This is a genomic window from Pseudobacteroides cellulosolvens ATCC 35603 = DSM 2933 (assembly GCF_001262605.1).
Lineage (GTDB): Bacteria > Bacillota > Clostridia > Acetivibrionales > DSM-2933 > Pseudobacteroides > Pseudobacteroides cellulosolvens.
The window spans coordinates 3053565-3079073 of record NZ_LGTC01000001.1 but is presented as its reverse complement, the minus strand read 5'-3'; the positions used below and the strand labels follow the sequence as shown (position 1 = coordinate 3079073).

The 25509-nt window shown below is 34.9% G+C and carries 24 protein-coding genes and 2 tRNA genes; 22 read left to right on the top strand and 4 right to left on the bottom strand.

Features of this window, described 5'->3' with window-relative positions:
- Window positions 1–43: 43 nt before the first annotated feature.
- Window positions 44–541: an ATP-dependent DNA helicase gene (locus Bccel_RS32820; RefSeq protein ID WP_476748358.1), complete on the top strand. Its 498-nt coding sequence runs from the start codon at window positions 44–46 to the stop codon at window positions 539–541.
- A gap of 61 nt (window positions 542–602) precedes the next feature.
- On the opposite strand, the gene Bccel_RS12525 is transcribed toward Bccel_RS32820, so the two are convergent.
- Window positions 603–2408 carry a HAMP domain-containing sensor histidine kinase gene (locus Bccel_RS12525; protein WP_081926959.1) on the bottom strand — a complete coding sequence of 602 codons (1806 nt, stop codon included), beginning with the start codon at window positions 2406–2408 and terminating at the stop codon, window positions 603–605.
- A gap of 330 nt (window positions 2409–2738) precedes the next feature.
- Window positions 2739–3902, bottom strand: a complete 1164-nt coding sequence (locus Bccel_RS12520; protein WP_050753411.1) for a metallophosphoesterase — start codon at window positions 3900–3902, stop codon at window positions 2739–2741.
- A 371-nt stretch (window positions 3903–4273) separates the two neighbouring features.
- Between Bccel_RS12520 and Bccel_RS12515 the strand changes: the two genes are divergently transcribed.
- The 4 genes from Bccel_RS12515 (at window position 4274) to fabZ (ending at window position 6949) form a co-directional block, all read left to right on the top strand.
- Complete coding sequence (locus tag Bccel_RS12515) at window positions 4274–5053, top strand: flagellar hook-basal body protein (RefSeq protein ID WP_036942682.1); 780 nt, start codon at window positions 4274–4276, stop codon at window positions 5051–5053.
- Between the two features lie 14 nt (window positions 5054–5067).
- Window positions 5068–5868, top strand: coding sequence for a flagellar basal-body rod protein FlgG (gene flgG, locus Bccel_RS12510; protein WP_036942679.1), 801 nt, complete (start codon window positions 5068–5070; stop codon window positions 5866–5868).
- 37 nt (window positions 5869–5905) lie between these two features.
- Complete coding sequence (locus Bccel_RS12505; protein WP_036942676.1) at window positions 5906–6256, top strand: rod-binding protein; 351 nt, start codon at window positions 5906–5908, stop codon at window positions 6254–6256.
- Window positions 6257–6505: 249 nt separating this feature from the next.
- The gene (gene fabZ, locus Bccel_RS12500) at window positions 6506–6949 is read left to right on the top strand and encodes a 3-hydroxyacyl-ACP dehydratase FabZ (RefSeq protein WP_036942674.1); all 444 of its coding nucleotides are present in this window, start codon (window positions 6506–6508) and stop codon (window positions 6947–6949) included.
- Between the two features lie 72 nt (window positions 6950–7021).
- Here fabZ and murC read toward each other — a convergent pair whose 3' ends face one another.
- Complete coding sequence (gene murC / locus Bccel_RS12495; protein ID WP_036942671.1) at window positions 7022–8422, bottom strand: UDP-N-acetylmuramate--L-alanine ligase; 1401 nt, start codon at window positions 8420–8422, stop codon at window positions 7022–7024.
- A 423-nt stretch (window positions 8423–8845) separates the two neighbouring features.
- On the opposite strand from murC, the gene purR reads away from it, so the two are divergent.
- The 17 genes from purR to Bccel_RS12410 all read left to right on the top strand — a co-directional run bounded on the left by purR (window position 8846) and on the right by Bccel_RS12410 (window position 23557).
- Window positions 8846–9655 carry a pur operon repressor gene (gene purR / locus Bccel_RS12490; protein WP_036942668.1) on the top strand — a complete coding sequence of 270 codons (810 nt, stop codon included), beginning with the start codon at window positions 8846–8848 and terminating at the stop codon, window positions 9653–9655.
- A gap of 273 nt (window positions 9656–9928) precedes the next feature.
- Window positions 9929–10192: a septation regulator SpoVG gene (gene spoVG, locus Bccel_RS12485; protein ID WP_036942665.1), complete on the top strand. Its 264-nt coding sequence runs from the start codon at window positions 9929–9931 to the stop codon at window positions 10190–10192.
- Window positions 10193–10459: 267 nt separating this feature from the next.
- Complete coding sequence (gene glmU / locus Bccel_RS12480; RefSeq protein WP_036942662.1) at window positions 10460–11845, top strand: bifunctional UDP-N-acetylglucosamine diphosphorylase/glucosamine-1-phosphate N-acetyltransferase GlmU; 1386 nt, start codon at window positions 10460–10462, stop codon at window positions 11843–11845.
- 87 nt (window positions 11846–11932) lie between these two features.
- On the top strand, window positions 11933–12892 hold the full coding sequence (locus Bccel_RS12475) for a ribose-phosphate diphosphokinase (protein WP_036942659.1): 960 nt from the start codon (window positions 11933–11935) through the stop codon (window positions 12890–12892).
- Window positions 12893–13125: 233 nt separating this feature from the next.
- The gene (pth, locus tag Bccel_RS12470; RefSeq protein WP_036942657.1) at window positions 13126–13695 is read left to right on the top strand and encodes an aminoacyl-tRNA hydrolase; all 570 of its coding nucleotides are present in this window, start codon (window positions 13126–13128) and stop codon (window positions 13693–13695) included.
- Window positions 13696–13714: 19 nt separating this feature from the next.
- A complete protein-coding gene (gene mfd, locus Bccel_RS12465; protein ID WP_036942655.1) occupies window positions 13715–17221 on the top strand; it encodes a transcription-repair coupling factor in 3507 nt (1168 codons plus the stop codon).
- Window positions 17222–17311: 90 nt separating this feature from the next.
- Window positions 17312–18358 carry a peptidylprolyl isomerase gene (locus Bccel_RS12460; protein ID WP_036942653.1) on the top strand — a complete coding sequence of 349 codons (1047 nt, stop codon included), beginning with the start codon at window positions 17312–17314 and terminating at the stop codon, window positions 18356–18358.
- A gap of 289 nt (window positions 18359–18647) precedes the next feature.
- Entirely contained in the window at window positions 18648–19202 is a 555-nt protein-coding gene (spoVT, locus tag Bccel_RS12455; protein WP_036942651.1) for a stage V sporulation protein T, read from the top strand.
- A gap of 428 nt (window positions 19203–19630) precedes the next feature.
- The gene (mazG, locus tag Bccel_RS12450) at window positions 19631–20419 is read left to right on the top strand and encodes a nucleoside triphosphate pyrophosphohydrolase (RefSeq protein ID WP_036942649.1); all 789 of its coding nucleotides are present in this window, start codon (window positions 19631–19633) and stop codon (window positions 20417–20419) included.
- A gap of 164 nt (window positions 20420–20583) precedes the next feature.
- Window positions 20584–20859, top strand: coding sequence for an HU family DNA-binding protein (locus Bccel_RS12445; protein ID WP_036942646.1), 276 nt, complete (start codon window positions 20584–20586; stop codon window positions 20857–20859).
- A gap of 116 nt (window positions 20860–20975) precedes the next feature.
- Window positions 20976–21221, top strand: coding sequence for an RNA-binding S4 domain-containing protein (locus tag Bccel_RS12440; RefSeq protein ID WP_036942644.1), 246 nt, complete (start codon window positions 20976–20978; stop codon window positions 21219–21221).
- 142 nt (window positions 21222–21363) lie between these two features.
- The gene (gene yabP / locus Bccel_RS12435) at window positions 21364–21654 is read left to right on the top strand and encodes a sporulation protein YabP (RefSeq protein ID WP_036942642.1); all 291 of its coding nucleotides are present in this window, start codon (window positions 21364–21366) and stop codon (window positions 21652–21654) included.
- 71 nt (window positions 21655–21725) lie between these two features.
- A complete protein-coding gene (yabQ, locus tag Bccel_RS12430; RefSeq protein ID WP_036942639.1) occupies window positions 21726–22229 on the top strand; it encodes a spore cortex biosynthesis protein YabQ in 504 nt (167 codons plus the stop codon).
- Window positions 22230–22397: 168 nt separating this feature from the next.
- The gene (locus tag Bccel_RS12425) at window positions 22398–22676 is read left to right on the top strand and encodes an FtsB family cell division protein (RefSeq protein WP_036942636.1); all 279 of its coding nucleotides are present in this window, start codon (window positions 22398–22400) and stop codon (window positions 22674–22676) included.
- 102 nt (window positions 22677–22778) lie between these two features.
- Window positions 22779–23201, top strand: coding sequence for a S1 domain-containing RNA-binding protein (locus tag Bccel_RS12420; RefSeq protein WP_036942634.1), 423 nt, complete (start codon window positions 22779–22781; stop codon window positions 23199–23201).
- Between the two features lie 165 nt (window positions 23202–23366).
- Window positions 23367–23452 (top strand) — tRNA-Leu (locus Bccel_RS12415).
- 31 nt (window positions 23453–23483) lie between these two features.
- A tRNA-Met gene (locus tag Bccel_RS12410) sits at window positions 23484–23557 on the top strand.
- Window positions 23558–23735: 178 nt separating this feature from the next.
- On the opposite strand, the gene Bccel_RS12405 is transcribed toward Bccel_RS12410, so the two are convergent.
- Window positions 23736–25427: a protease inhibitor I42 family protein gene (locus Bccel_RS12405; RefSeq protein WP_036942631.1), complete on the bottom strand. Its 1692-nt coding sequence runs from the start codon at window positions 25425–25427 to the stop codon at window positions 23736–23738.
- Window positions 25428–25509: the final 82 nt, after the last annotated feature.

The following is a 25509-nucleotide window of genomic DNA, read 5'->3' as shown; positions in this document are numbered from 1 at the left end:
TTATAAAATTGACCCTGTAAACGACATACAGGTGCTATGCCCTATGCAGAGGGGCGAAGCGGGAGCACACAACTTGAATTCCATATTACAGCAAGCGTTAAACCCTTCAGAAGTTTCCATAAAGCATGGAGGCACAACATTTCGCCTAAATGATAAGGTTATGCAGATAAAAAACAACTATGACAAGAATGTGTTTAATGGGGATTTAGGCACAATAACAAAAATTGACCTGGAGGATAAGGTCTTACTGATTAGTTTTGACGGAATTGAAGTGGATTATGATGTTACGGAACTGGACGAGGTTGTTCTGGCATATGCTACAACTGTTCATAAAAGCCAGGGAAGTGAATATAAGGTTGTGGTTGCACCGTTTACAATGCAGCACTACATGATGCTTCAAAGGAACCTTTTATATACATGTATAACTCGTGCAAAGAAGGTTTTTGTGCTGGTTGGATCAAAAAAAGCTATAGGTATAGCGGTGTCAAACAATAAGATCCAGCAAAGGAATACATTGCTGGCTAAAAGGCTCCAAGGATGATTAGATAATAAGCAGTATTGATTATGAACTTGCATAGGGTTTGGTACTAATATCTAGTTAATCATGAAACATAGGGCACTGTGATATAAAAAGCGGTTCCCTTATCGCCATCGCTTTCAAACCAAATATCCCCGCCAAACCTTCCCTTTATTGTTGAATAAGACATATAAAGGCCTATACCGGTGCCGTTTTTGCCTTTGGTAGTAATCATTTCCTTAAAAATCTTGCTCTTTACCTCAACGGGAATTCCTTTACCATTATCCTTAATTATAAACTTTATATTGTTATTGTCCTTTTGCACAATAAAGTCTACTGAGCCGTAGTCATCCTGGTAGGACTCGCAAGCATTTTGCAGCAGGTTATCCAGGACTTGAATAAGGCTGTTTATGTCACCTTGGATTTTAAGGTGTTTCTCTACCTGGATTTGTGGTATTATGAGAGAGTTTTCCGGCATATTGTGATTGAGTTTTATATTAAGAGTTTTTATGAGTTCGTCAATGGTAAAGCTTTCTGTGGATGACTCGTTTAGCTTTACTGCCTGAAGCTTTACATTGCTGATTATTTTTGACATATATGAGCATTGGGGAGAAATCTTATTTATGCAATCAAGTATTTCATTAGCAATCTCAATGTGATCTTCATTTGTTACATCCCGGTCTCCAATAGAATTCTTATACTCATTTGCCAAGTTGTTTAATGTGTCAATAAGGCAGGCTATGGTCATGATAGGGGAGTTAAGGTTATGAGCAATGCCTCCAATCATTTGACCAAGAGATGCCAGCCTTTCTTTCTCCAGTATCATTGCCTGCTGCTCATTAATGGATTTTATATTGGCTTTAGTAAGTTCCTGGATTTTATTAAATGCTACAATAAGCTCGCCTATTTCATCATTTGAGGCAATTGGAATTTTTTTATCAAGGTTCACTTTATCGCCCTCGGCTATTTTAGAAAGATTTGCAGCAACGACTGATATGTCGCTTGTAATTGATTTGGCAAAGTAGTAAAGTACAATTATACATAGCAGTAATAATGCCATAAAGCAACCTATGAAATAATTAACTGTTTTGGGCGAAGCTACTTTAAATTTTATGCCAACAATAACATTATTATTGCCGGCAGGGATCTTTCTAAATACACCCTGGGTTTCACATGTCACATCATAAAACCTTCCTTGCAAATTAGGCGTAGGCTTATTTATATAATATAAATTAATTTTACTGAGATCTTCCTGATCAGATGTAATTACTTTGTTGTCAGTAGTTATCAGGAAGGTAGAAAAATTACTTTCACTGTAATCTATCTCAGAAAGTTTTTTCTTGATGGAATCATAACTTATAACGCTGTTAATGTCCTGTAAGGAATAATCGAGTTTACTCATGAATAGTTGTGAATAAATGTTTCCTTTTTCTTCAATAAGTCTGGAATAGCCTACCATAGATGTGAGTAATACCGTTGAAACGAAAATCGGAACTATTTGAATAAATATTTTGCTTTTAAGACCAAACCTTATGCCTTGGAGCCCATGATTGTCGAATGTTTCAACAAGTACCTGCTTGAATATTCTGTTTGATAGTATATAAGTAAAAACAGAAAACAAAGAAACAAGAGAAAAGACCAAAAACATAATTCTGAAGTAAATGGTACTTTTATTAGTCAATGTGAATACAAATAACATAATAAACAAAACTGTTGCAGGAATTAAAATTTGAATACTATATATTCTATATGGTGCACTTAAACATTTTTCACGTATTAATTTTATTTTTTCATAATCAGAATTATTTACAGCATCCTTCCAGTTGTACAACACTTTCAATACTTTCATAAGAATGAGATTTACCAATACAGAACCAATTGTTACAGACAAAAATTGCCTTAGAAAAATTGAAGAAGCAATAACTTTACTCGCTTCTTTATATCCAGGAGGATAATTTAGTATAACAGGTAATAAACGAGTCAGTATAATTAATGCTAAAAAACACAAAAGATTATATAAGAATTATCCATAACCGACTATAACTCATTATGTGCCCACTTAAGTTGAAACCTTTAAAGCCGTGTTTTTCATTTAGCTTTTTTCTGCCGTTGTCCATAATTAATCTCCTGTTAGATAAAAATGTAAATCATTATATTAATTACACATTTATTTATATCGGCAGAAATAATAATTTTTTTAGTGATTTGTTTACATAATTTATTAATTATTGAAACTAATATTGATTTCAACAAGTTCAGTATTGTTAAGAAACCTTATGGGTGGTCCCCATGACCCTAATCCGGAGGATACGATTAGCTGAAAATCATTCTTTTTCAGATAACCCCAATCATTTTCAAAGATAGCATTTGTGATGAAATTAAAAGGAAAAAACTGCCCTCTATGTGTATGACCTGATAGCTGCAAATCTATGCCCTTGCCAATAGGCTCTTTTAAATTGGAAGGCTGGTGATCAAGAAGGATTAGAGGTTTGGATTTGTCCAAGCCTGAAATGAGGCTGGAAAGATTTTTACGGGGCTTTTTAAGGTGTGACCTTGACCCCATGTCCTCTCTTCCTATGATATATATGGAGTTTTCAATACTTGTAAAATCATCCTTAAGCAATTTAATTCCTGAGTTTCTAAAAATCTCTGCAATTTCCTCACTGCTTCCGCCATAATACTCATGATTTCCAAGACAGTAGTAAACTCCATACTTTGTCTTTATTTGCTGTAAGCTCTCCAGCATGTTTTGATCCTTAAAAGGTTTTATATCATCGTCTATTAAATCCCCTGCAATGAAAACAATGTCGGGATTTTTTTCATTTATCAGGCGAACCATCTTATCAAGCTGGCCTTTCCTCACCAGTGTACCGAGGTGAACATCCGAAATTAATATGGCATGAAGATTCTTTATTTTACCGCCATCTTTATTAATGGATATGTCATACTTTACTGTTACAGGATTTCTGGCCTGCCAGGTACCAATCACAAGAATAAGTAAAACTAAGGCTATGACAAAAAGAGATACATAATTGGATATCTGGCTGGTTTTTAGATGGGAAGGTATAAATGACAGCCATCTGTCAAACAGGAAAACCAATTTAATCATTATTATAAAAATTATAAAATAAACCATTGCTGCTATCCAGTATGAGCCAACTAGGGTGATAATATAAGATACCGGCTCAGGCAAAATTTTTGATACAAATCTGGAAATTATATAAGAAAATGCTACAAGTAAGAAAATCGGCCAGAAAACCTTAGGAGCTATAAATGGGAAGACACTGTTAATAAGCTCAAATCCCTTTAGACCTATATAATAGTTAATGCCGCTGTAAATCCCTAATACCAATATGATTGCAACAATAAAAACCAAATTCATCATATAATAGATACCTTCCTTAGTTATTTTTTGATCATGACTAATTACATTTTATAGCCAAAGCATTTAGTATTCAAGTAAGTAATTACTGCTATATATGTTGGAAAAAAGATTTTACACTAGCACATGCAATTGAACAGTCTGCATTTGAACTATAAAAATGAATTTTTTGCAACATATGAAACAAGGAAAATGTTTTACAATAGTTAGAAATGTAAAATGATTATTGGAAAACATATAACTAAAATATAACACTACTAAAAATCAGATATTTATTAAGCTTGTTTCTGATTTGTCCGATATAAAATATGAGTAACAATTTTTAAGCATACAAAAATTGATAGTTTTCAATATAGGTTTTAAGGAGATAGCTTATGATTCGAGGGCTTTATACTTCCGGATGGAGTCTCATGGCCAATAGTAAGAAAATGGATGTTGTGTCCAATAATCTGGCTAATGCCGATACTAACGGGTACAAAGAGGATATTGCAATTTTTGAGACCTTTCCTGAAAAGCTGACAAGAAGAATTAATGATACCAGAAGTGCATCGAACCCTTCTGCAAAGGTAGGTAATATGCGGCTTGGAAGTGATATAGGTGAAATTTTTACCAACTATGAGCAGGGGAAATTAGCGAAGACTGGAAATAATTTGGACTTTGCCATTCAGAATTCCAAATCAGCTTTTTTTACTATTGGAAAACCTGATGGAGATGGGAATATTCAGGAATATTACAGTAGAGATGGTGCTTTTGTTGTTAATTCATTAAACCAGCTTGTTACTAAGGACGGCTTATATGTAATGGGACAGAATGGGCCTGTTACATTGGATAGTGATAATTTCACTGTAAACAATGACGGTTCAATAGTACAAGATGGAGTTGTTGTCGATAAACTTAGGATTAGTGAATTCACAGATACAAGGTCATTGATAAAAGCCGGCAGCAATTTGGTACAAAAAGACGAATCTACTGAGGAACAACCTTTTACAGGGACAATATCCCAGGGTTTTCTGGAGGGGTCAAACATAAATGTGGTAAAAGAAATGGTAGATATGATTTCGGTTATGAGGTCATACGAAGCAAATCAACGGTTACTTCAAGCACAGGACAGTACCTTGGAAAAGGTGGTCAATCAGGTTGGAAGTGTAAGATAGAGGAGGAATAGCTTATGATGAGGGCATTGTGGACAGCAGGCGGAGGAATGCAGGCACAACAGTTTAATGTGGATGTTATATCCAATAACCTAGCTAATGTAAATACAACAGGGTATAAAAAGGAAAGAGCAGAATTTAAGGATCTATTGTATGAAACAGTCAACAGGGCGTATATGCTGGAGGGGACAGGTAAGCCTGTAAACCTTCAGGTTGGTCATGGTGCTGCTCCGGTAGCAACAGTAAAGAACTTTAGCTCGGGCAATCTGGAAAAGACTGAGAACGCACTGGATTTTGCAATTAACGGAGATGCATTTTTTACCATTAGGTCAGCTACAGGGGAAGCAGTATTTACAAGGGATGGGAGCTTCAAGTTAAGCGTAACTGATCAGGGGAATATGCTTACCACATCTGACGGTCTTCAGGTGCTGGATGACGCAGGTAACCCCATTATTTTGAATATTGATACAGCAAAACTTAATGTTACATCAAGCGGAGAATTGACTTATATTGATGAAAATGGAGCTACAGCATCATTAGGACAGAAAATTGCTATGGTTAAGTTTCCGAATAAACAAGGTTTAGAATCTATTGGAAATAACTTGTTTAGACAGAACTCAGCTTCAGGTGCACCGGTTTTAGATGAGGAGCTGGCGGAAAGAAGCTCACTCCAGCAGGGATACCTTGAATCGTCTAATGTTCAGGTTGTTGAAGAAATGGTAAAGCTAATTGTTGCCCAAAGAGCATATGAAATAAATTCCAAAGCAATTCAGTCTGCAGATGAAATGCTTGGACTTGCAAATAATTTGAGAAAATAGTATTTTGGTAATATAGTAATGCATTAGGAGATGCTGTATGAATATTAAAGGTACGGGAAGTATAAATGAGTTGGTAAATTATAACAATACTCGACTCAATAAAGATAATATAACTGACGGAAGCTTTGAAAAAAAGCTGGAAAGTATATTGGAAAAAAAGGATGATAAGGAATTAAAGAAGGTATGCAAGGATTTTGAGGGAGTGCTTTTACAGATGATGTATAAGGAAATGCGGGCAACAGTTCATAAATCCGGGCTTATTGAGGAAGACTATGGAAAGAAGGTTTATGAGGAAATGCTGGATGAAAAGCTTGTTGAATCAGCTGTGAATAGTGGAGGCATAGGCCTTGGTGATGCACTATACAAACTTTTAAAGCCAAAAACATAAATCTATATTTGGTACTTGTATTCTTGCGACAACATCAAAAGCAAAAAATCATTATCACTTTTAGTCATTCCTAAAAGTGATAATGATTTTTTGCTTTTCTACTTGGAAATATTATGATATAATGTTAAAGGTTTTTTGATGTCAAGGAAATTATGGTGCATCTTACACCACAATTTTTCATGACAACAATTAAGGTTGATAAAACCAATTCATCATGTTGTTCTAATTAATTATAAAAGAGGTGCTAAAATGCTTTCAAGTGTTGATATTCAAAAGATAATACCACATAGATATCCATTTTTACTGATTGACAGAATAATTGAAGTTGAGCCAGGTAAAAGTGCTGTAGGAATTAAGAACGTTACAGTTAATGAACCGTTCTTCCAAGGACATTTTCCAGGGCAACCTGTAATGCCGGGTGTACTTATAGTTGAAGCTCTAGCTCAAACTGCTTGTGTAGCAGGTCTTTTAGATGAGCAGAATAAAGGCAAACTGGGAATGTTTACAGGTTTTGAGTCAATAAAATTCAGAAGACCTGTTGTTCCAGGGGATACACTTAAGCTTGAGGTCGAGCTATCTGCGTTTAAGCTTGGAATGGGAAAAGCAAAGGTTCTTGCAACAGTAGAGGGCGATGTTGCGGCTCAAGGTGAAATCAAGTTTGCTATGGTTGACCCTGAAAAGCTCAATAAGTAATGGCTAAGAAAAACAGCTGCATAAAAAGATTATTAACTTTTCATGTAGCTGTTTTTTAAATATAAGACTATTTTAGGCATTTTGCTGCATGTCTAGAAAAATTTCGCCTACTCTATATATATCCCCTGCACCCATAGTAATTATCAGATCCCCGGACGTTGCTTTCTCGTGAAGGTAATTTGCAATATCCTCAAAACCTTTTATATATTTGGATTTTGGGGAAACTTCATTAATCTTATCACTCAGAATCAGAGAGTTAATCTCTCCGTTATCAGGCTCACGGGCTGCATAGATATCTGAAACTATAACATAATCAGCATCATTAAAGGATTTGGAGAAATCATTCAATAAAGCTTTTGTTCTGGTATATGTGTGGGGCTGGAAAACGCACCAAAGCTTATTATGTGGAACATTTTTTGCTGCATTGAGTGTAGCTACTATCTCTGATGGGTGGTGTGCATAATCATCTATGACTTTTATATCTTTTGAAAGGCCTTTTAATTCAAATCTTCTGTGTGTTCCGGAGAATTTTCTTAGACCATTTTTTATGGAGTCAACACTGCAACCAATAGTATAACAGGCAGCAGCTGCTGCAAGAGAATTACTGATATTGTGCATTCCTGTAACGCTAAGGCTGATTTTAGCTATTTCTTCATTGGACTTATAAAGAGTATAAGAACCAAGGCCGTCTTCATCAAATTGAATATTTCTGGCTTGCCACAAAGCATCCTCTGAGTTTAAGCCATAGGTTATTATGTTACAGTCTATCTTATTGAGAATATCTCTGGTATTATTGTCATCTATACATGCAATCAGATATCCTTCCTTAGGAATCAAGCGAGCAAACTTGATAAAAGACTCTTTAATGTGGTCAATTCCTTTGAAGTAATCGAGGTGATCTGCTTCAATATTTAATATTATACCCATGAAGGGATAAAATTGCAGGAAGCTTTCTACGTATTCGCACGCTTCTGCTACAAAATACTTGTTTCCGCCAATTTTTGTATTCCCGCCAATGGCATTGAGCTGACCGCCTATATGCACAGTCGGATCAAGGCCAGCTTCCATCATAATCATGGTTACCATGGATGTTGTCGTTGTCTTTCCGTGAGTTCCTGAAACATTTATGCTATAAGGGTATTGCTTCATAATCTGGCCTAATAGAACAGATCGCTCAATTGTATTTATTCCAAGCTCTTGTGCTTTTATAAGTTCGGGATTATCCTTTTTTACTGCTGCTGTATATATTACTAAATCAGGATTTTCCATATTATCGCTGCTATGCCCCTGATAAAATTTAACTCCCATGTTTACAAGTCTATCGGTTATATTTGAGGCTTTCATATCTGAACCTGAAATTTCATATCCCTGATTAAGTAAAATTTCTGCCAATCCGCTCATGCTTATACCGCCAATACCAACAAAATGTATCTTTTTAACAAGATTTGGATCAAGTAAGTTTTTTTCAGTCAATGCTAACACTCCTTTAAATTGACAAGTTAATTATTTGTTAATACCTAATGTGAAAAACTTGCATATTATTCTATATGTTTTGCAATAATCATTGTACATTTTTAATGGTTGCAAAACATTTTCCTTGTTTCATATGTTGCGAAAAATTCGTCATTTATATTGCAAATGCAGACGATTCAACTGCATTTGCTAATGTAAATCTTTTTCGTAACATATATAAGTATAGTTTTATTATATGCAAAATGTAACAATTTTATTATTTTATGTATAGACTGCAAAACCACTTATTGTTTATTAATAACTATAGTGATTTTTGTTGAAATCCGAATAATTATTTAAAAAAGTATTAAAATATTCGCTATAATATTATATAATAAAAACCAATACTGTTAAAACAAAATGTTTTGTAAAACGAGAGGGAAAATGGATAAACTTCAAAGAAACGAACGTATTGGAATTTTGATGAAGCTATTGACGGATTCGCCAGGGAAGATATTTACACTTGGAAATTTTACGGAAATTATAGGATCGGCAAAGTCTACAATTAGCGAAGATATTGATATAATTCAGGATATATTGGATAAGTTTGATCTGGGCATGATAGTATCTATACCTGGTGCTTCCGGAGGCATAAAGTTTATTCCTTCAATAAGCAGCGAGAAAGCGGATTTTATTACTCGAAATCTTTGTGAAGAGCTATCTCAAAAAGAAAGGATTCTACCAGGCGGATTTGTTTATATGCTTGATATAATCTACAATCCTGTAAAAATAGAAAATATCGCACGTATTTTTACAAGGCAGTTTTATAAAAAGGATGTTGATTATGTAATAACTGTAGAAACCAAAGGTATACCGTTAGCTTTTGCAACTGCAAGGTTTCTCAATGTGCCTTTAATTATCGTACGGCATTATAATGAAGCTACAGATGGTGCTTCAGTGAATATTAACTATGTATCTGGGTCTAAGAAAAAGCTCCAAACGATGGTCTTGTCATTAAAGTCATTAAAAAGGAACTCAAAACTTTTATTTATAGATGATTTTATGAAGGGTGGAGGCACGGCCAAAGGTATTATGGAGCTGGCAAAGGAATTTGAGTGTGAAGTTTCGGGTATTGGGGTGCTTATAAAGACTGCAGAGCCTGATAGAAAACTGGTAGATAATTATTTTTCAATATTGACTCTTGATACAGTCGATGAAGAGAATGGCATTATTAATATTCGATCAAGTAGGTAAAATTTGTAGTTTTATATGTGATTGTAAATTATGGGATATATTGACACAAAGATCTTGTTCCACTTTAGTATGAAATATCTTATTTATTCCGTATTAATATTCAATTGAATGAGCAAAATAACGAAAAATGATCAAAAAAATTTAAAAAGGTTAAGGAATTTATTAAAAACAAGAAGGAAAAAATAAATTTATATCGAATATAAAATAATAAGCTGATAAGCGGATGTAAACAATTTATAATTCCATAATATTAACGGAAGGTGGTAAGCATAAATGGAGATTACAGATGTTCGCATTAGGAAAATTGATGCTGAAGGCAAGATGAAGGCAGTTGTATCTGTGACCTTTGACAATGAGTTTGTTGTACATGATATAAAAATTATTGAAAGTCAGAATGGTATGTTTATCGCAATGCCTAGCAGGAAGACACCGGACGGCGAATTTAGAGATATCGCTCATCCAGTAAATGCTGTAACTAGGGAAAAGATTCAGACAGCTATTCTGGAAAAATATGAAACCACAACAGTAAATGAGTAATAAATAAAAGACACTTTTAAAAGTGTCTTTTTTCATCTGTGGGAAATTATGGTGATATAAAATGAAATCGCGAGGGAAGCAATCCCGGCGGTTTTATTTTATGTCTGCCAAATGTAAGATTATTAGCACTTTTAATATAATTACCGTTGAAAAATATAAAGAAAAGTGAGAAAATATATTTGGTTTTTATAAACCTTTAGCATTATGAAACCATTTCATATATTATATATTAATTTTTGATTGCTGTAATGGAAGGGGTTAATTTAAATGGATTATATAATGGCAGTTGTACTTGCTGCAGGTGAAGGAAAAAGGATGAAATCCAAGAATTCCAAGGTAGTACATAAGATATGCGGAAAAACTCTTGTAGAATGGGTTGTAGATGCAGCAGGCAGTTGCGGAATAAAAGAAAGTGTTATTGTAGTAGGACATAGACAGGATCAGGTAAGGGAATGCTTGAAGGAACGTGTTTCCTACGCGGTTCAGGAAAAGCAGCTAGGTACAGGTCATGCTGTTATGCAGGCTGGAGAATATCTCGAAGGCAAAGAGGGACATGTAATAATCCTTTGTGGTGATACACCTCTCATTACCAGTGATACAATTGAAAAAACCATTAAATATCATATAGAAAACAAATATAGTGCTACAGTAATAACAGCAGATTTTGAAAACCCTGCCGGTTATGGCAGGATAGTTCGCGATGAAAATAACAATGTTTTGAAAATTGTTGAGGATAAAGACGCAAGTGTTGAAGAAAAGTGTATAAAAGAAATAAATTCAGGTATATATTGTTTTAATATTAAGGAGCTTATAAGAAGCTTAAAGGAATTAAACAATAATAATGTGCAAGGTGAATATTACCTGACGGATACTCTTGAAATCATTTTGGGAAAAGGCGGAAAGGTCGGTGCTGTAAAAATATCTGATCCCGACGAAATATTAGGTATAAATGACAGGGTACAACTTTCAAGAGCTGGTGAAATAATTAGAAGCAGGATTCTTGAAATGCATATGAAAGCTGGTGTTACACTAATAGATCCAAAGTCCACATGTATAGATCATAGTGTTAAAATAGGAATGGATACAGTGATTTATCCGGGCTCATATATTGAAGCAGGCAGTATAATTGGAGAGGACTCTATAATTGGACCCAACAGCAGAATTGTTCGTTCAACCATAGGTAATGGTACAGAAATTAACAATTCTGTAATAATTGAAAGTACTGTTGGGGACAACACACATATAGGTCCTTTTGCTTACTTAAGACCTGGAAGCAAAATTGGAAATAACGTAAAAATAGGAGATTTTGTTGAGGTTAAGAAATCTATCATAGGTGATGATACAAAGGTTTCACACCTTACCTATATTGGAGATGCAGAGGTTGGAAGCAATGTAAATCTAGGATGTGGTGTAGTTGTTGTGAATTATGACGGCAAAAATAAGAACAAGACTGTAATTGGGGATAATGCATTTGTAGGATGCAACGTAAATCTCATTTCACCTGTCACTGTTAAAGATAATGCCTATGTAGCAGCCGGTTCAACTATTACCGAAGAGGTGCCCGAGAATTCCCTGGCAATTGCCAGAAGCAGGCAGGTGAACAAAGAAGGATGGGTAACAAAAAAAGGTATGCAAAGGGTTAAGAAAAAATAGACACTTTATTTCTTAAGTGTTTTATATAAATTTATTTATAATTTTAGATTTTTGATAATTTATGTGTTGTTTGAAAGGGGAAAAGTAATGAATTTGCATGGAAAGGATATAAAAATATTCACTGGGAGTTCCAATTATGAGCTTGCTAAGGAAATAGCAGAGAAGATAGGTTTACCTTTAGGTGCAGCTCATGTAGGAAAGTTCAGCGATGGTGAAACTGCCATAAATATTGATGAGGTTGTAAGAGGTTCGGATGTATTTATAGTACAATCCACATGTCATCCTGTTAATGACAATTTGATAGAGCTGTTGGTTATGATAGATGCTTTAAAAAGGGCTTCGGCAGGTAGAATAACCGCAGTTATGCCTTATTTCGGATATGCAAGACAGGATAGAAAAGCTAAAGCAAGAGATCCGATTTCTGCAAAGCTTATGGCCAACCTTATGACAGTTGCCGGAGCAGACAGGGTATTGACCATGGATCTTCATGCACCGCAGCTTCAAGGCTTCTTTGATATTCCTGTTGACCACTTGTTGGGAGTACCTTTAATAGCTGAATATTTTAAGGAGAAATTTGCTGGAAGAGATGATGTTGTTGTTGTTTCTCCTGATGTGGGAAGTGTTGGCAGGTCAAGAAAGTTTGCAGAGAGGATTGATGCACCAATTGCTATAGTTGACAAAAGAAGGCCTAAGGCAAATGTATGTGAAATTATGAATGTCATAGGTGATGTTAAAGGAAAGACACTTGTTTTGGTGGATGACCTTATAGATACTGCGGGAACTATGGTAAATGGTATACAGGCACTTTTGGATATGGGTGCAAAGGAAGTATATGCATGCTGTACTCATGCTGTATTATCAGGACCTGCCATTGAGAGAATTGAAAAATCTCCAATAAAGGAGCTGGTTATTTTAAATACCATACCACTTCCGCCTGAAAAAAGATTGGACAAGATTAAGGTAATTTCCGTAGCTGAGATTTTTGCCGAAGCTATTGAAAGAATTTATGGAGATATTTCCATAAGTACTTTATTCACACAGCAATAATACTTGCGGCATGATTGGAATATCACTTCCCGTTTTGAGCGTGTGTTCACGGGTTAAGTTAACATGAAAGCGAAATTATACGGGAAGTTATATTTTCAACATGCCTAAAATGAGGAATGACTAAAGTATATGAGAAGAACACCGTTAAGGGTTGATGCCTTTATCGGTTTTTTGATGTATAGGAAATTATAGTGTATACTAATATACAAAAAAGCAATAAACTGAGGTGTAAAATGGATACGACATATATAATAGCAGGGCTCGGTAATCCGGGAAATAAATATAATAATACCAGACACAATGTTGGGTTTGATGCCATCGACTTAATGGCCCATCTAAATAATATAAGCATAACAAAAGTCAAGTTTAAGGCATTGATAGGTGAAGGAAGCATAGAAGGCCAGAGGGTTATATTGGTGAAGCCCCAGACATTTATGAATTTAAGCGGAGAAAGTATAAGGGAAATAATAGAATGGTATAAAATACCTATAGGTAATATAATAATAATGTTTGATGATATAGATTTAGAGCTGGGTAAAATAAGAGTAAGACCTAAGGGAAGTGCAGGGACTCATAACGGTATGAGAAATATTTTGTACCAGATTCAATCGGATGAGTTTCCAAGAGTCAGGATTGGTATAGGCAGACCACCGGAGGGATGGAATCTGGCTGATTATGTATTAAGCAAATTCACCCCAAATGAAAGAACAGCTGTTAATGATAGTATAAAAAATGCAGTAGAAGCTGCTTCAACAATATTGAAGTCGGGTGTTGATACAGCCATGAATAAATTTAACAAGTAAAGAAGGCGGAAAAATATTCATGAATTTTTTAGTTAAACCACTTTTGGAGCTGAGTGAATATAACGGAATAATTGATTCCATAAGTAAAAACCGGTCTGTAGTCATAACAGGATTGGCAAATTCCCAGAAAGCTCATGTAGCATACTCAATATGTCAGCATACAGATAAAAAAGGTGTTTATATCGCATTTGACGAGTTTGAAGCTAGAAAGATATATGAAGATTTTTATCTGTTCTTGGGAGAGGAAGTATTATATTTCCCTTTTAAGGAAATTACCTTGCATGACGTTGAGGCTAAAAGCAGAGATAATGTTTTTAAAAGGCTTGAGATTCTAAAGCGTATTATTGAGGGTGAATACAGGCTTATTGTGGTTTCAATAGATTCCTTATTGCATAAGCTTATTCCGCCTCGCTTATTTACTGAAAACATATTGGAATTTGAGGTAGGAAATAGGATAGATCTTTTATCGATACAAAAGAAGCTTGTTGCTATGGGTTATGAAAGGGTTGCGGTTGTCGAGAACAAGGGCCAGTTTGCTGTTAGAGGCGGAATAATTGACATTTTCTCCGTGGATTATAATCTGGCAGTACGTATTGAGCTTTTTGACGATGAAATCGATTCCATAAGGGAATTTGATCCTGATTCGCAGCGATCTGTAGAACAATTAAAGGGTATTAAAATAATTCCTGCAAGAGAAGTAATTTATAATGAGGATAAAAGGGAAGCAATTGTAAGCAGAATTGAGAATGATATGAACGAGGTTTTGAAGAAGGCAGGCAAAGAATACAAAGCCTTAATCCGAGAAAATATTACCAATGATATTTGCAAGCTTCGAGATAATTATTATTTTGAGGGAATTGACAGATATATAAGCTATATCATTGATGAGCCATCAACTCTAGTGGATTACACCGATAATTGTCTGGTGTTTGCCGATGAAAGCGGGAAACTAAAGAATAGGATAGAAAATATTGTTTTTGAATGGCAGGAATCCTGCAATGGATTAATGGAAAAAGGAAGGCTTCTTCCGGGAAGTTTTAATGTGAAATTTGATTATGAGGACATTGTAAGGGGCTTACTAAAAAGCATTACAGTTAGTATGAATACTTTTATAACGGTCAGCAGCAATATTTATAATGCTGAAAGGTTTGATATAGCTTCTAAGGCTACAGGGTCCTATTTGAATCGTATGGATTTTCTTATAAACGATTTAAGGAACTGGAAGGAACGAAAGCACAGGATACTTGTATTTACCGGCACTAGGGTGAAGGGCGAAAAACTAAAAGATACTTTGGAAGCTGAAGGTGTTGAGGCGGTATTTAGGGAATCCCATCCTGATGAAATATTACCGGGACAGGTAGTGTTGACTCCGGGAAGCCTAAATAACGGATTTGAATACCCTAAATTGGGTTTTGTTGTAGTGAGCGACAAGGAGGTATTTGGGAAAGAGAGGAAGCATAGAAAAGCTTCAGGGAAAAATAAGGGCAGCAAAATAAATATATTTACCGAATTAAATGTTGGCGATTTTGTAGTGCATCAAAGTCATGGTATTGGCCAGTATGTAGGTATTCAACAGCTTAATGTTGATACTGTAAGAAGGGATTATCTGAAAATAAGGTATCATGATAGTGACTTTTTGTATATTCCTACAAATCAGCTTGATTTGATACAGAAGTACATAGGGTCTGAGGGAAAGGAACCAAAGCTTCATAAGCTTAATGGAACCGATTGGGCTAAAACAAAAAGCCGGGTTAAGGAATCTTTAAAGGAGATTGCTGAGGAGCTTGTCAAGTTATATGCAAAGAGGCAGGCTACCAGGGGATATGCGTTTTCTAAAGATACAGTATGGCAAAAACAGTTTGAAGACTCCTTTCCATACGAAGAGACTGACGACCAATTAAAATGTATTGAAGAAGTAAAACAGGATATGGAGATGGAAAAGCCTATGGATAGGCTTTTGTGCGGCGATGTAGGATATGGAAAGACAGAGGTGGCTATAAGGGCTATATTCAAGGCGGTTATGGATGGTAAACAGGTTGCATATCTGGTTCCTACTACTATTCTTGCACAGCAGCACTATAATAATTTTGCCGAGAGGATGAAGGATTTCCCTGTAACTGTCGATGTTATAAGCCGTTTTAGAAAACAGGCAGATCAGAAAAAGATATTAAAGAATGTGAAGGATGGTACTATTGATGTGCTTGTAGGAACCCACAGGCTTTTGCAGAAGGATCTGCATTTTAAAAATTTGGGTTTGCTTGTGATAGATGAAGAGCAGCGATTTGGAGTGGCACATAAGGAGAAAATCAAGAACATTACACCTAATATTGATGTGTTGACATTGACTGCAACACCCATACCAAGGACACTTAACATGTCACTTGTAGGAATAAGGGATATCAGTGTAATTGAGGACCCTCCTGAAGAAAGACAACCGGTGGAAACCTTTGTAATGGAATACAACCCGGAAATAATAAGGGATGCCATCAGACGTGAAATATCAAGGTCGGGACAGATATTTTATCTATATAACAGAGTAGGTTCAATTTTAAAAAAGGCTGCAGAGCTGCAGGCATTGGTGCCAGATGCGAGAATAGCTGTTGGGCATGGACAGATGGATGAGAAGGAACTTGAGGATATTATATATGATTTTATAAATGGAAATTATGACATGCTTGTTTGTACTACAATAATCGAATCGGGTCTTGATATGCCTAATGTCAATACAATAATTATCGAAGATGCCGATAGAATGGGCCTTGCTCAGCTATATCAGTTAAGGGGCAGGGTTGGAAGATCAAACAGGCTCGCATACGCATATATCACATACAAGAAAGACAAGACGCTATCGGAAATTGCTGAAAAGAGACTTCGTGCCATAAGGGAGTTTACCGATCTAGGGTCAGGTTTTAAAATTGCAATGAGAGACCTTGAATTAAGGGGTGCAGGAAACCTTTTAGGGGCACAGCAAAGCGGTCAAATGGAATCTGTAGGTTATGACATGTATTGCAGGCTTTTGGATGAGGCTGTAATGGAGCTGAAAGGTGAGAGCCCTGATATCAGCAATCAGGAGATAACAATTGACATTAATATTAGTGCATACATAGACAATGCTTATATTGATATAGAAAATCAGAAAATTGACATGTACAAAAAAATTGCATCTATAGCAAGCCAAGAGGATATAACAGAAATTGAAGATGAGCTGATAGACAGGTATGGAAATATACCAAAGTATGTAAGCAACCTTCTAAAGATTGCACATATAAAATTCCTTGCCAGGGTATGTGGATTTTCTTCGATTACACAAAAAAATGAATCGGTAATTTTCCAGTATATTAATGATTCCTTTATGGACTTATCAATCATAAACAAGCTCATGGATAATTTTAGAAGGAAGATTATGTTTAATGCAAGCAGCAAGCCCTACTTGACGCTTCTTATTAAAGGATTAAAAGGAGAGGAAATACTGGAGAATATTAAAACCCTATTAATGAACATTAAAGATTTGCAGGATGGGAAATAATCTATTATAATATTGATATTAGGCATGTTCTTATAATTATTCCTTAAAGGGAGAAAATGCCGGCAAACTTTCGCAGAGGAGAAAATTAAAATGAAAAGTAATACCAAAACGGTTATTATTGCAGTATTTTTAGTACTTGCCCTGGTTATTGGAGGAACAATTATATATCAGGTTTATGAGAGTTCAAATAGCTACATAGCAACAATGGCCGGTGAAAAAATAACAACTGCAGAGTACAAGTTTTTTCTCAGGATAATTAAAAATGATTATGAGACAAAGGCTGGAGTGGATTATCAGCCTGATGATGTAAAAAAGAGTTTTTGGAAAAAAGTCCAAAATGGCGAAGCAACAGAGGTTACAGCAAAGAATGATGCGTTGAAAGAGGTACAGAAGTTTAAAATTATGCTTATGAAAGCACAAGAAAACAATTTAACTTTGGACAGTGCAGACCTTCAAAAGTCCAAAGAGACAATGGACAATATAGTGCAATCAGAGGGCGATGGAGACAAGGCTCTGGCTGAAAAGAATGTAAAAAAGAAATATTGGATAAGCCTTAGTGAATATGAGTCTATTTATAAGAATTATATGTTGGCTTTTGGGAAATATGCAAGCGTTGAAGCGGATAATATAAGAATAACCGATTCAGAATTGCAAAAGAAATATGCTGAGGCAATGAATAAAGAGGGGAAAGTAACTGTATGGGAAGTGTTCCTTGAGACAATTGATTCAGCAGGAAAGCCCCTTCCAAATGATAAACTACAGGAAAAGACGAATCTTGCAAAGGAAGTATTGTCAAAAGCAAGATCTGGGGCAGATTTTGGCAGTCTTGTAACCCAATATACCGATGATAAGGGTGCCAAGCAAAATGGCGGGGAGTTTACTGTCAGCAAAAATGAAAAAATGCCAAAAGAATATTTGGAATGGGTGTTTGATGCCAAGGAAGGTGACATTGGTCTTGTAACAACCACTAGTGGCTATTATGTGATAAAAAGGCCTAAATTTGACGAATTAAAGGATAGTTTGAAGAGAACATATCAATTGGATGAAGTGAATAAGAAGCTTGAAGGATGGGTGAAGGACGACCAGTACAAGATGAATGTTAATAAGAGAGTATTAAATAACATAAAACTATATTGATTGTTATAGAACTATATTGATAATATTAGAATAAATTTAAAATTAATTTTAAAAATAAAATTTTTACCTATAACCGATAGCTTAAGGCTTTCGGTTTTTCTTATTGTTTAGGAAGTTATGGTTTTGCACTGCGATTTTTCACAGTAACATAAAGGTTTCTTAGGTAATTAATCTCCAGGAATCTATCGTAATAATACCTTTTCACAAATCAACCGAAAATGTATAAAACTCCAATAAATTATCAATAATAAAATTGTACTGAAAATCTAATTAATAGGAGGTAATAATTTTGAGGGCAACTGGAATAGTAAGAAGGATAGATGATCTTGGAAGAGTTGTAATACCAAAGGAAATAAGAAGAACATTGAGAATAAGAGAAGGGGATCCTCTTGAGATATTTACTGATAAAGAAGGCGAAGTAATCCTGAAAAAATATTCTCCGATTGGGGAATTGGGAGAATTTGCTGCTCAATATGCCGAGACCCTTCATAAGACAATCGGTCATATTACATGTATAGCTGATAGAGATGCAATAATAGCGGTATCTGGAGCTGCAAAAAGGGATTTTCTTGAAAAGCAGCTGAGCCCGGATATAGAAAAGGTTATAGAGGAAAAGTCAGTATTCCTTGTTAAGTCACCTGATGAAAAGACCATCAATATTGTAGCTGATGAACCGGGTGATAGAAGATATACAGCACAGGTTGTATCGCCTATTATATCAGAAGGAGACCCTATAGGAGCAGTTATTCTTTTATCTATGGATCCTAATACAAGAATGGGAGAGGTTGAAGCAAAGCTTGCACAATCCGCTTCAGGGTTCTTAGGAAAGCAAATGGAACAGTAGATATAACCATAATAAACTATATGATTCTAAAGAAAACGGCTACTAAATGTATATTAATTAAAATATAACTTCCGCTATGTAAGATTATAAATACATTTAATTTATCAAAAGCGGAAGTGATATTTTGATCATGGCTAAGTCAATAATTAAAATAACAGGATTTTTATGAATACCTGTTATTTTTATATACTCCAAAGATAAGATAAATATTGATTTTTATATAATTATATTGCATATTTACAATTAATAAATTATACTATTTTTCAGAAAGAAAACTAAATTAGGAATGTTGAAAATATAACTTCCAATAGTATCTTCGCTTACGTGTTAACTTAACTCGTTAACACCCGCTCAGAATTGGAAGTAATATTTCAATCATTCCTTAGCACAAGTTGCATACCGATAAACGTATTGGCAGGAGAATAATTATGCTCAAGGATAAATACGAATTCAAAGATCTTTTGGACATTATGGAGCTTTTAAGAAGCGAAAATGGATGCCCATGGGACAGAGAGCAATCTCATGATAGTTTAAAGAAATATCTTATAGAAGAAACCTACGAAGTACTTGAAGCAATTGACCTGAAGGATAAGAATAAGATTTCAGAAGAGTTGGGAGACCTGCTTTTACAAATTGTATTCCATTCACAGATCGGGAAAGAAGAGGGGACCTTTGATATTAATGATGTTATTACTTCAGTATCAAGGAAAATGGTTTTAAGACATACCCATGTTTTTGGAGAGGAAAAGGCTGATACTGCCGATCAGGTAGTGGATAACTGGGAAGCCATCAAAAAGAAAGAGAAAGGGCTTACCGATCATACCAGCGTTTTAAAGGATATACCGTCCAATCTGCCTGCTTTAATGAGAAGTTACAAGATTCAGCAGAAGGCGGCTCAGGTTGGATTTGACTGGGACAAGACCGAGGATGCAATGAAAAAGCTGGATGAAGAAATTAGTGAATTAAAAGATGTATATCAGAGTAAAAATGTGGAAAGAATAACAGATGAGCTTGGTGATGTGTTGTTTTCCGTTGTTAATCTGGCAAGATTCTTAAAAGTTCAGCCGGAGCTGGCCTTAACCGGGACAATAAATAAATTCATTAAACGGTTTGAATTTATTGAAAATGAAAGTAAAAAAGCCGGGCAAAAGCTTGAAGAAATGACATTGGAAGAAATGGATAAGTTGTGGGACCTGGCAAAAGATCAAAGGATCTAAATTACATTTAGCAATTATCTTTGAAAAGTAGTTGGGATTTATTACATAACTTATCAGCTTTAATGAAAGAAGCATACTGAGCTGCACTTTTCGAAGATGGTTATATATATGTAAAAAGCATTATCAGTGCTTTTTATAGTAATTAAAACTTAAGGAGGAAAAAAATGAACAAATCAGATTTAATCACTAGCATTGCTGAAAAAAGTAATATGTCAAAGAAAGATGCAGAAAAGGCACTTAATGCTTTTATTGAAAGTGTTGAAGAAGCACTTAAGAGTGGTGATAAGGTTCAGTTGGTAGGCTTCGGTTCTTTTGAAGTAAGAGAAAGAGCTGAAAGAAAAGGAAGAAACCCACAGACTAAGGAAGAAATAACAATACCGGCAACTAAGGCTCCTGTATTTAAAGTAGGAAAAGCTTTAAAAGATGAAGTAAATAAATAGTATTATATAGTTGGAAGTAAAAATGGGTTGGTCTGAATAGGCCGCCCTTTTTTAGATGCATAGGAAGGTTGAAAAATTACTTTGTGATTTTTATTTATAAGGTGGGGGTGAAGAGGTTGAGAATTGATAAGTACCTTAAGGTATCGAGATTGATTAAAAGAAGGACACTAGCCAGTGAAGCATGTGATCAGGGCCGAGTAAAGATTAACAGCAAAATAGCAAAGCCGTCAAACGAAGTCAAGGTTGGGGATACTATTGAGATACAGTTTGGCAACAGCAATGTCAAAGTCGAAGTGGTATCGATATCAGAAACAGTTCCAAAAAATGATGCAAAAGGAATGTATATAGAAAAAAGTGATTAACAATCACTTTTTTTTATGTCTAGGTATTTTTTTGTATTGGCAAGCATAGTTATAGATATGTGGATCATACATAATGCAAATGAAACCTGAAATGATTAAATCTTTTACACATCTAAAGCACAGATTAAAGGAGAGGAAGATAATGATTGACGAGAAAAAGAATATAAAACAACAGAAGGTTCAGAATTTAATACTTGAGAACAGAGAGAGGCTTAGTATTTCAGGTGTTCTAGATGTTGAAAGCTTTAATGATGAGTGTGTTATAGTGGATACTGAGCTTGGGGTTTTGACCGTCAAAGGCGAGGATTTACATATTAATAAGCTGAATCTTGATAATTCTGAACTGGATATTGAAGGTGATATTTGTGTGCTGGAATACAGTGACAAAGAAGGAGGGAAATCAGGCGGTTTTTGGGCAAAGATGTTTAAGTAATGGTGGTTTAGTAATGCTAAGGAAGCAATTCTTTAATCATTGCATAAATAAATTCATGGTTGGGATTATATATGTCGATAAGCAATCAAGTCAATATCTTTTTGTGGTCAATTCTTGGCGGTATGTCGATAGCTTTTGTATATGACATATTCAGAATCAAGAGAAGGACAATAAAGACAAACAACATAATAACATATATTGAAGACCTTCTATATTGGAGCATATCGGCAGCGATTATGTTTGCCATCGTATATATAGGAAATGATGGTGAAATAAGAGGATATATTTTTCTTGGAACTATTATAGGAGCTATTTTATATATACTTTTATTGAGCAGGCTCGTTATATTCATATCTTTAAAAATTATAGGCTTCTTAAAGAAAGCTTTAAAAACTTTATGGGTGATATTTACATATCCTTTTAGGGTAGCTTTTAGATTTTTCTCAATACCATGCATCTTCCTTTATAAAGTTGCCAAAAGAATTTTCAAAAATTCCAGGAGAGTAGCAAAGATTAATTTTGATAAATGTAAAATGGCAAAGAGAGCTTTCCAGAATAGAAGAAAAAAAATATAAGTATAAAGAGGGATTTACAAACAAGCTATAGAATAATAAAATATAGGTGTTATAATAAGTGTTTTTATGTCTAGGAAATTATGATGTAATCTACACCACAATTTCTCACGACAACACTAATGTTGATAAAATCGTGAGCGATTTTTGTACAAAAGAGGAGTTATGGTTATGAAAAAAAAGAAAAAGAGTAAGTTCTGGTTCATTGTCATTGCTTTGATTCTTTTATATTCAGGATATATAAGCTATAGTCTTAAAGGACTTTTAGATTCCAAGAAAGAACAGCATAATGATTTACAAAACAAGATTTCTTTACAGAAGAAGCAAAAGGCAGAGTTGGAAAAGCAGATGAAAAATATTAACAGTGACGAGTATATAGAGAAGGTAGCAAGAGAGAAACTAGGAATGGTTAAGAAGAATGAAAGGGTATATGTTGATGTAAATAGATAGTGCGATTATTTTCCAGCGAATGAAACAGGGTATTGACGGAATACTTTTTTTGATGTATAATTAAATTACCCTATTTATATTCCAAGGAGGATAATATTTTTTATGCTGGTTGAAGTTGGCAAGATAGTTGAGGGTAAGGTCTCCGGTATAACTAATTTTGGAGCTTTTATTCAACTGCCGGAAGGAAAAACAGGTCTGGTGCACATTTCTGAAGTTGCTGAGGAATATGTCAAAGACATAAGGTCACATCTCAAAGAAAATCAAGTTGTTAAAGTGAAAATTATTTCAGTAGACAAAAACGGTAAGATTAGTTTATCCATTAAGAAAGCTCAAGAATCCAATACTAATCAGAGAACTGTTAAGCCTGTTGATATTGACTGGAACAGAAATAGCACTGATAACCTGTCATTCGAAGAGCGACTGGCAAAGTTCATGAAGGATAGTGATGAAAAGCTTCATGATTTGAAGAAAAATTTTGAATCCAAGAGGGGCAGTGGTGGATACAGAAAGTCTGCTCAATTTTAAATGATATTAAATTAATTGTTTATATTAAATATCCGGGTTATTGCCCGGATATTTGTGTGTAAAGACGTATATAATAAAAAAGTATAATTTAACAGAAAAAAAGATATTGACAAATAAGAATTATTGTATTACAATGTAAAAGTCGCTGATAAGTGATGTAGATATGCCGGAGTGGCGGAACTGGCAGACGCACAGGACTTAAAATCCTGCGGAGTTAACCCTCCGTACCGGTTCGATTCCGGTCTCCGGCACTAACATCACTTTTTCATGCGATTTATATATCGCGGGGTGGAGCAGTATGGTAGCTCGTCGGGCTCATAACCCGAAGGTCGTCGGTTCAAATCCGGCCTCCGCAACTAAATAAGAAAAATGACTTATTCGAATGAATAAGTCATTTTTCTTTTATATTCTAAATGCCGTGAGAGTTAATGGTGTCATTTTATAGGTATGAAATACACTTATACTTATAACATACTTATACCAATACCGAGCGGTACATTATATATCCCATAATCCCTCACGACAGGCTTTTAACTAAATGTTAGGATAACTGTTTGATGTACAGTTAAAATGTTTAGCCATGATAATTATATCTGACATGTTTATAGCCCCATCACAGTTCAAATCACAATTGTTGTTAAATTCTGTTGTAATCTTATTGCTGCTGAAAGCTTTTGCAACCTGAACTACATCTGCCATGTTAATTGCACCATCCGATTTACCGTTTATCAGAATATCGCCGGCCCATATATCGATTGTAGGTAATATGGTGTTAAAAGAAACATTCTTTATAGTCCTTGTCAGGTAATTATCTTTGCTGATCATTATAGTAAGGTTGGTATCATTAGCAAGCGAAAGGAATGAGAAATTACCGTTTTTATCTGTAGTGGTTGTAAGGCCCAATTCAACAATTTCAACCATAAAGCTACTGTTGATATCAGCAGATTTTGAATCAACATCTGCCTTTATTGTGCCTGAGATGTAATTTGTTGGTTTTGGAGTAGCTGGCATTAAATAATCAACTACTTTTACAGATATACAGAAAAAATCTTTTGGTTGCATTGAGAGGTTTGTTGTGTTTGCGTAGGCAAATCCGATATTGGTGGTACCTGTATTAATAGCGGTATACTCCCAATGACTTAATGCTGTATAAGGCAATGAATCAAGATATAAAATCTCATGGAACTTTTCTCTTAGCATATTATTATCAGGTATCTTTCCATATATCCACCTATAATCTCCTGATTCATCACAGGGTAAGGATATATCCAGGATTTGCCCTTTTGTTAATATTACTTGTTGCCTATTGTTATTTTTACCTATGGTTAAACGCTTTTCATTAGATAAAATTGTCACGGGTAAAGGTGTAGGAGATGGGAATGAATAATCTGTAACGGGATCAACTGTTATTCTCATCGTGAAAGTATTATAGGGCGGATTTTCTTTATCCCATGGTTGCTTATACTCAAGATCAATACAAGCATTTCCGCTCTCTACAGCCTCAAAAATAAAATATTGATAGCCACCTGAACCTGCAATTTGTGATTGGCAGGGAATACTCACATAATAGGAGTTGATTTCCTTAAGTACCTTGTTATCAAGTTGTGTCTTGTAGTTCCACCTGCATCCGGTTGTGGCATTGCTATCCAACACAATTTTTAACTTTTGGCCTACCCTTAAATACAGGCATGGAGTGAAAGGCTTGTTGAATAACGTCAAGGTTTCGGGCTGAGAAATTGAGATTGTAAACGTAATGGTTTTTAAAATCTTATCTCCAGTTGATGAAACGCATTTAAATCTCTTAACCATATTGCTGCATTCGTTTTTAGCAATATATACAAAGTTGGAATAACTAATTGTGTCATTATCGTTACTTTTATCTTCAAATGATCTTAATTGGGTCAATGATATATTTGCACTTGGGTCTTCATCTTCTTCAACCCACATATAGCCTTCAGAAGTATGTGACTCCAATTTTATATTTAGCATTTGACCCAGATGCAGCTCAATTTTTTTATTATTACTATTCTCGTCAATCACTTTAATTTCTGGATTCTCGTAATCATATGGATTTTCTATGCTTGATTCAGATTGATTTTTAGCATTCGATGCAGAAATAGCGGAATTAACATCGTTTACTGATGTTTCCGAAAAAGCTGGTAATGAACTTGTGAAAATGAGTAGAAAAGATATGGCTGTACATAAGGTTTTCTTTAAATTTATCATAGAATTATGCCCCCCTAGCAAAAAAGTTAAACAAAGTTTACAATTTCATTTTATTACTATTTTTTATAAGTGTCAACCATAT

Coding starts and splice junctions, on each gene's coding strand:
- Bccel_RS32820 (WP_476748358.1), top strand. CDS start 44: ATGCAGAGGGGCGAAGCGGGAGCACACAACTTGAATTCCATATTACAG.
- Bccel_RS12520 (WP_050753411.1), bottom strand. CDS start 3,902: ATGATGAATTTGGTTTTTATTGTTGCAATCATATTGGTATTAGGGATT.
- Bccel_RS12515 (WP_036942682.1), top strand. CDS start 4,274: ATGATTCGAGGGCTTTATACTTCCGGATGGAGTCTCATGGCCAATAGT.
- flgG (WP_036942679.1), top strand. CDS start 5,068: ATGATGAGGGCATTGTGGACAGCAGGCGGAGGAATGCAGGCACAACAG.
- Bccel_RS12505 (WP_036942676.1), top strand. CDS start 5,906: ATGAATATTAAAGGTACGGGAAGTATAAATGAGTTGGTAAATTATAAC.
- fabZ (WP_036942674.1), top strand. CDS start 6,506: ATGCTTTCAAGTGTTGATATTCAAAAGATAATACCACATAGATATCCA.
- purR (WP_036942668.1), top strand. CDS start 8,846: ATGGATAAACTTCAAAGAAACGAACGTATTGGAATTTTGATGAAGCTA.
- spoVG (WP_036942665.1), top strand. CDS start 9,929: ATGGAGATTACAGATGTTCGCATTAGGAAAATTGATGCTGAAGGCAAG.
- glmU (WP_036942662.1), top strand. CDS start 10,460: ATGGATTATATAATGGCAGTTGTACTTGCTGCAGGTGAAGGAAAAAGG.
- Bccel_RS12475 (WP_036942659.1), top strand. CDS start 11,933: ATGAATTTGCATGGAAAGGATATAAAAATATTCACTGGGAGTTCCAAT.
- pth (WP_036942657.1), top strand. CDS start 13,126: ATGGATACGACATATATAATAGCAGGGCTCGGTAATCCGGGAAATAAA.
- mfd (WP_036942655.1), top strand. CDS start 13,715: ATGAATTTTTTAGTTAAACCACTTTTGGAGCTGAGTGAATATAACGGA.
- Bccel_RS12460 (WP_036942653.1), top strand. CDS start 17,312: ATGAAAAGTAATACCAAAACGGTTATTATTGCAGTATTTTTAGTACTT.
- mazG (WP_036942649.1), top strand. CDS start 19,631: ATGCTCAAGGATAAATACGAATTCAAAGATCTTTTGGACATTATGGAG.
- Bccel_RS12445 (WP_036942646.1), top strand. CDS start 20,584: ATGAACAAATCAGATTTAATCACTAGCATTGCTGAAAAAAGTAATATG.
- yabP (WP_036942642.1), top strand. CDS start 21,364: ATGATTGACGAGAAAAAGAATATAAAACAACAGAAGGTTCAGAATTTA.
- yabQ (WP_036942639.1), top strand. CDS start 21,726: ATGTCGATAAGCAATCAAGTCAATATCTTTTTGTGGTCAATTCTTGGC.
- Bccel_RS12425 (WP_036942636.1), top strand. CDS start 22,398: ATGAAAAAAAAGAAAAAGAGTAAGTTCTGGTTCATTGTCATTGCTTTG.
- Bccel_RS12420 (WP_036942634.1), top strand. CDS start 22,779: ATGCTGGTTGAAGTTGGCAAGATAGTTGAGGGTAAGGTCTCCGGTATA.
- Bccel_RS12405 (WP_036942631.1), bottom strand. CDS start 25,427: ATGATAAATTTAAAGAAAACCTTATGTACAGCCATATCTTTTCTACTC.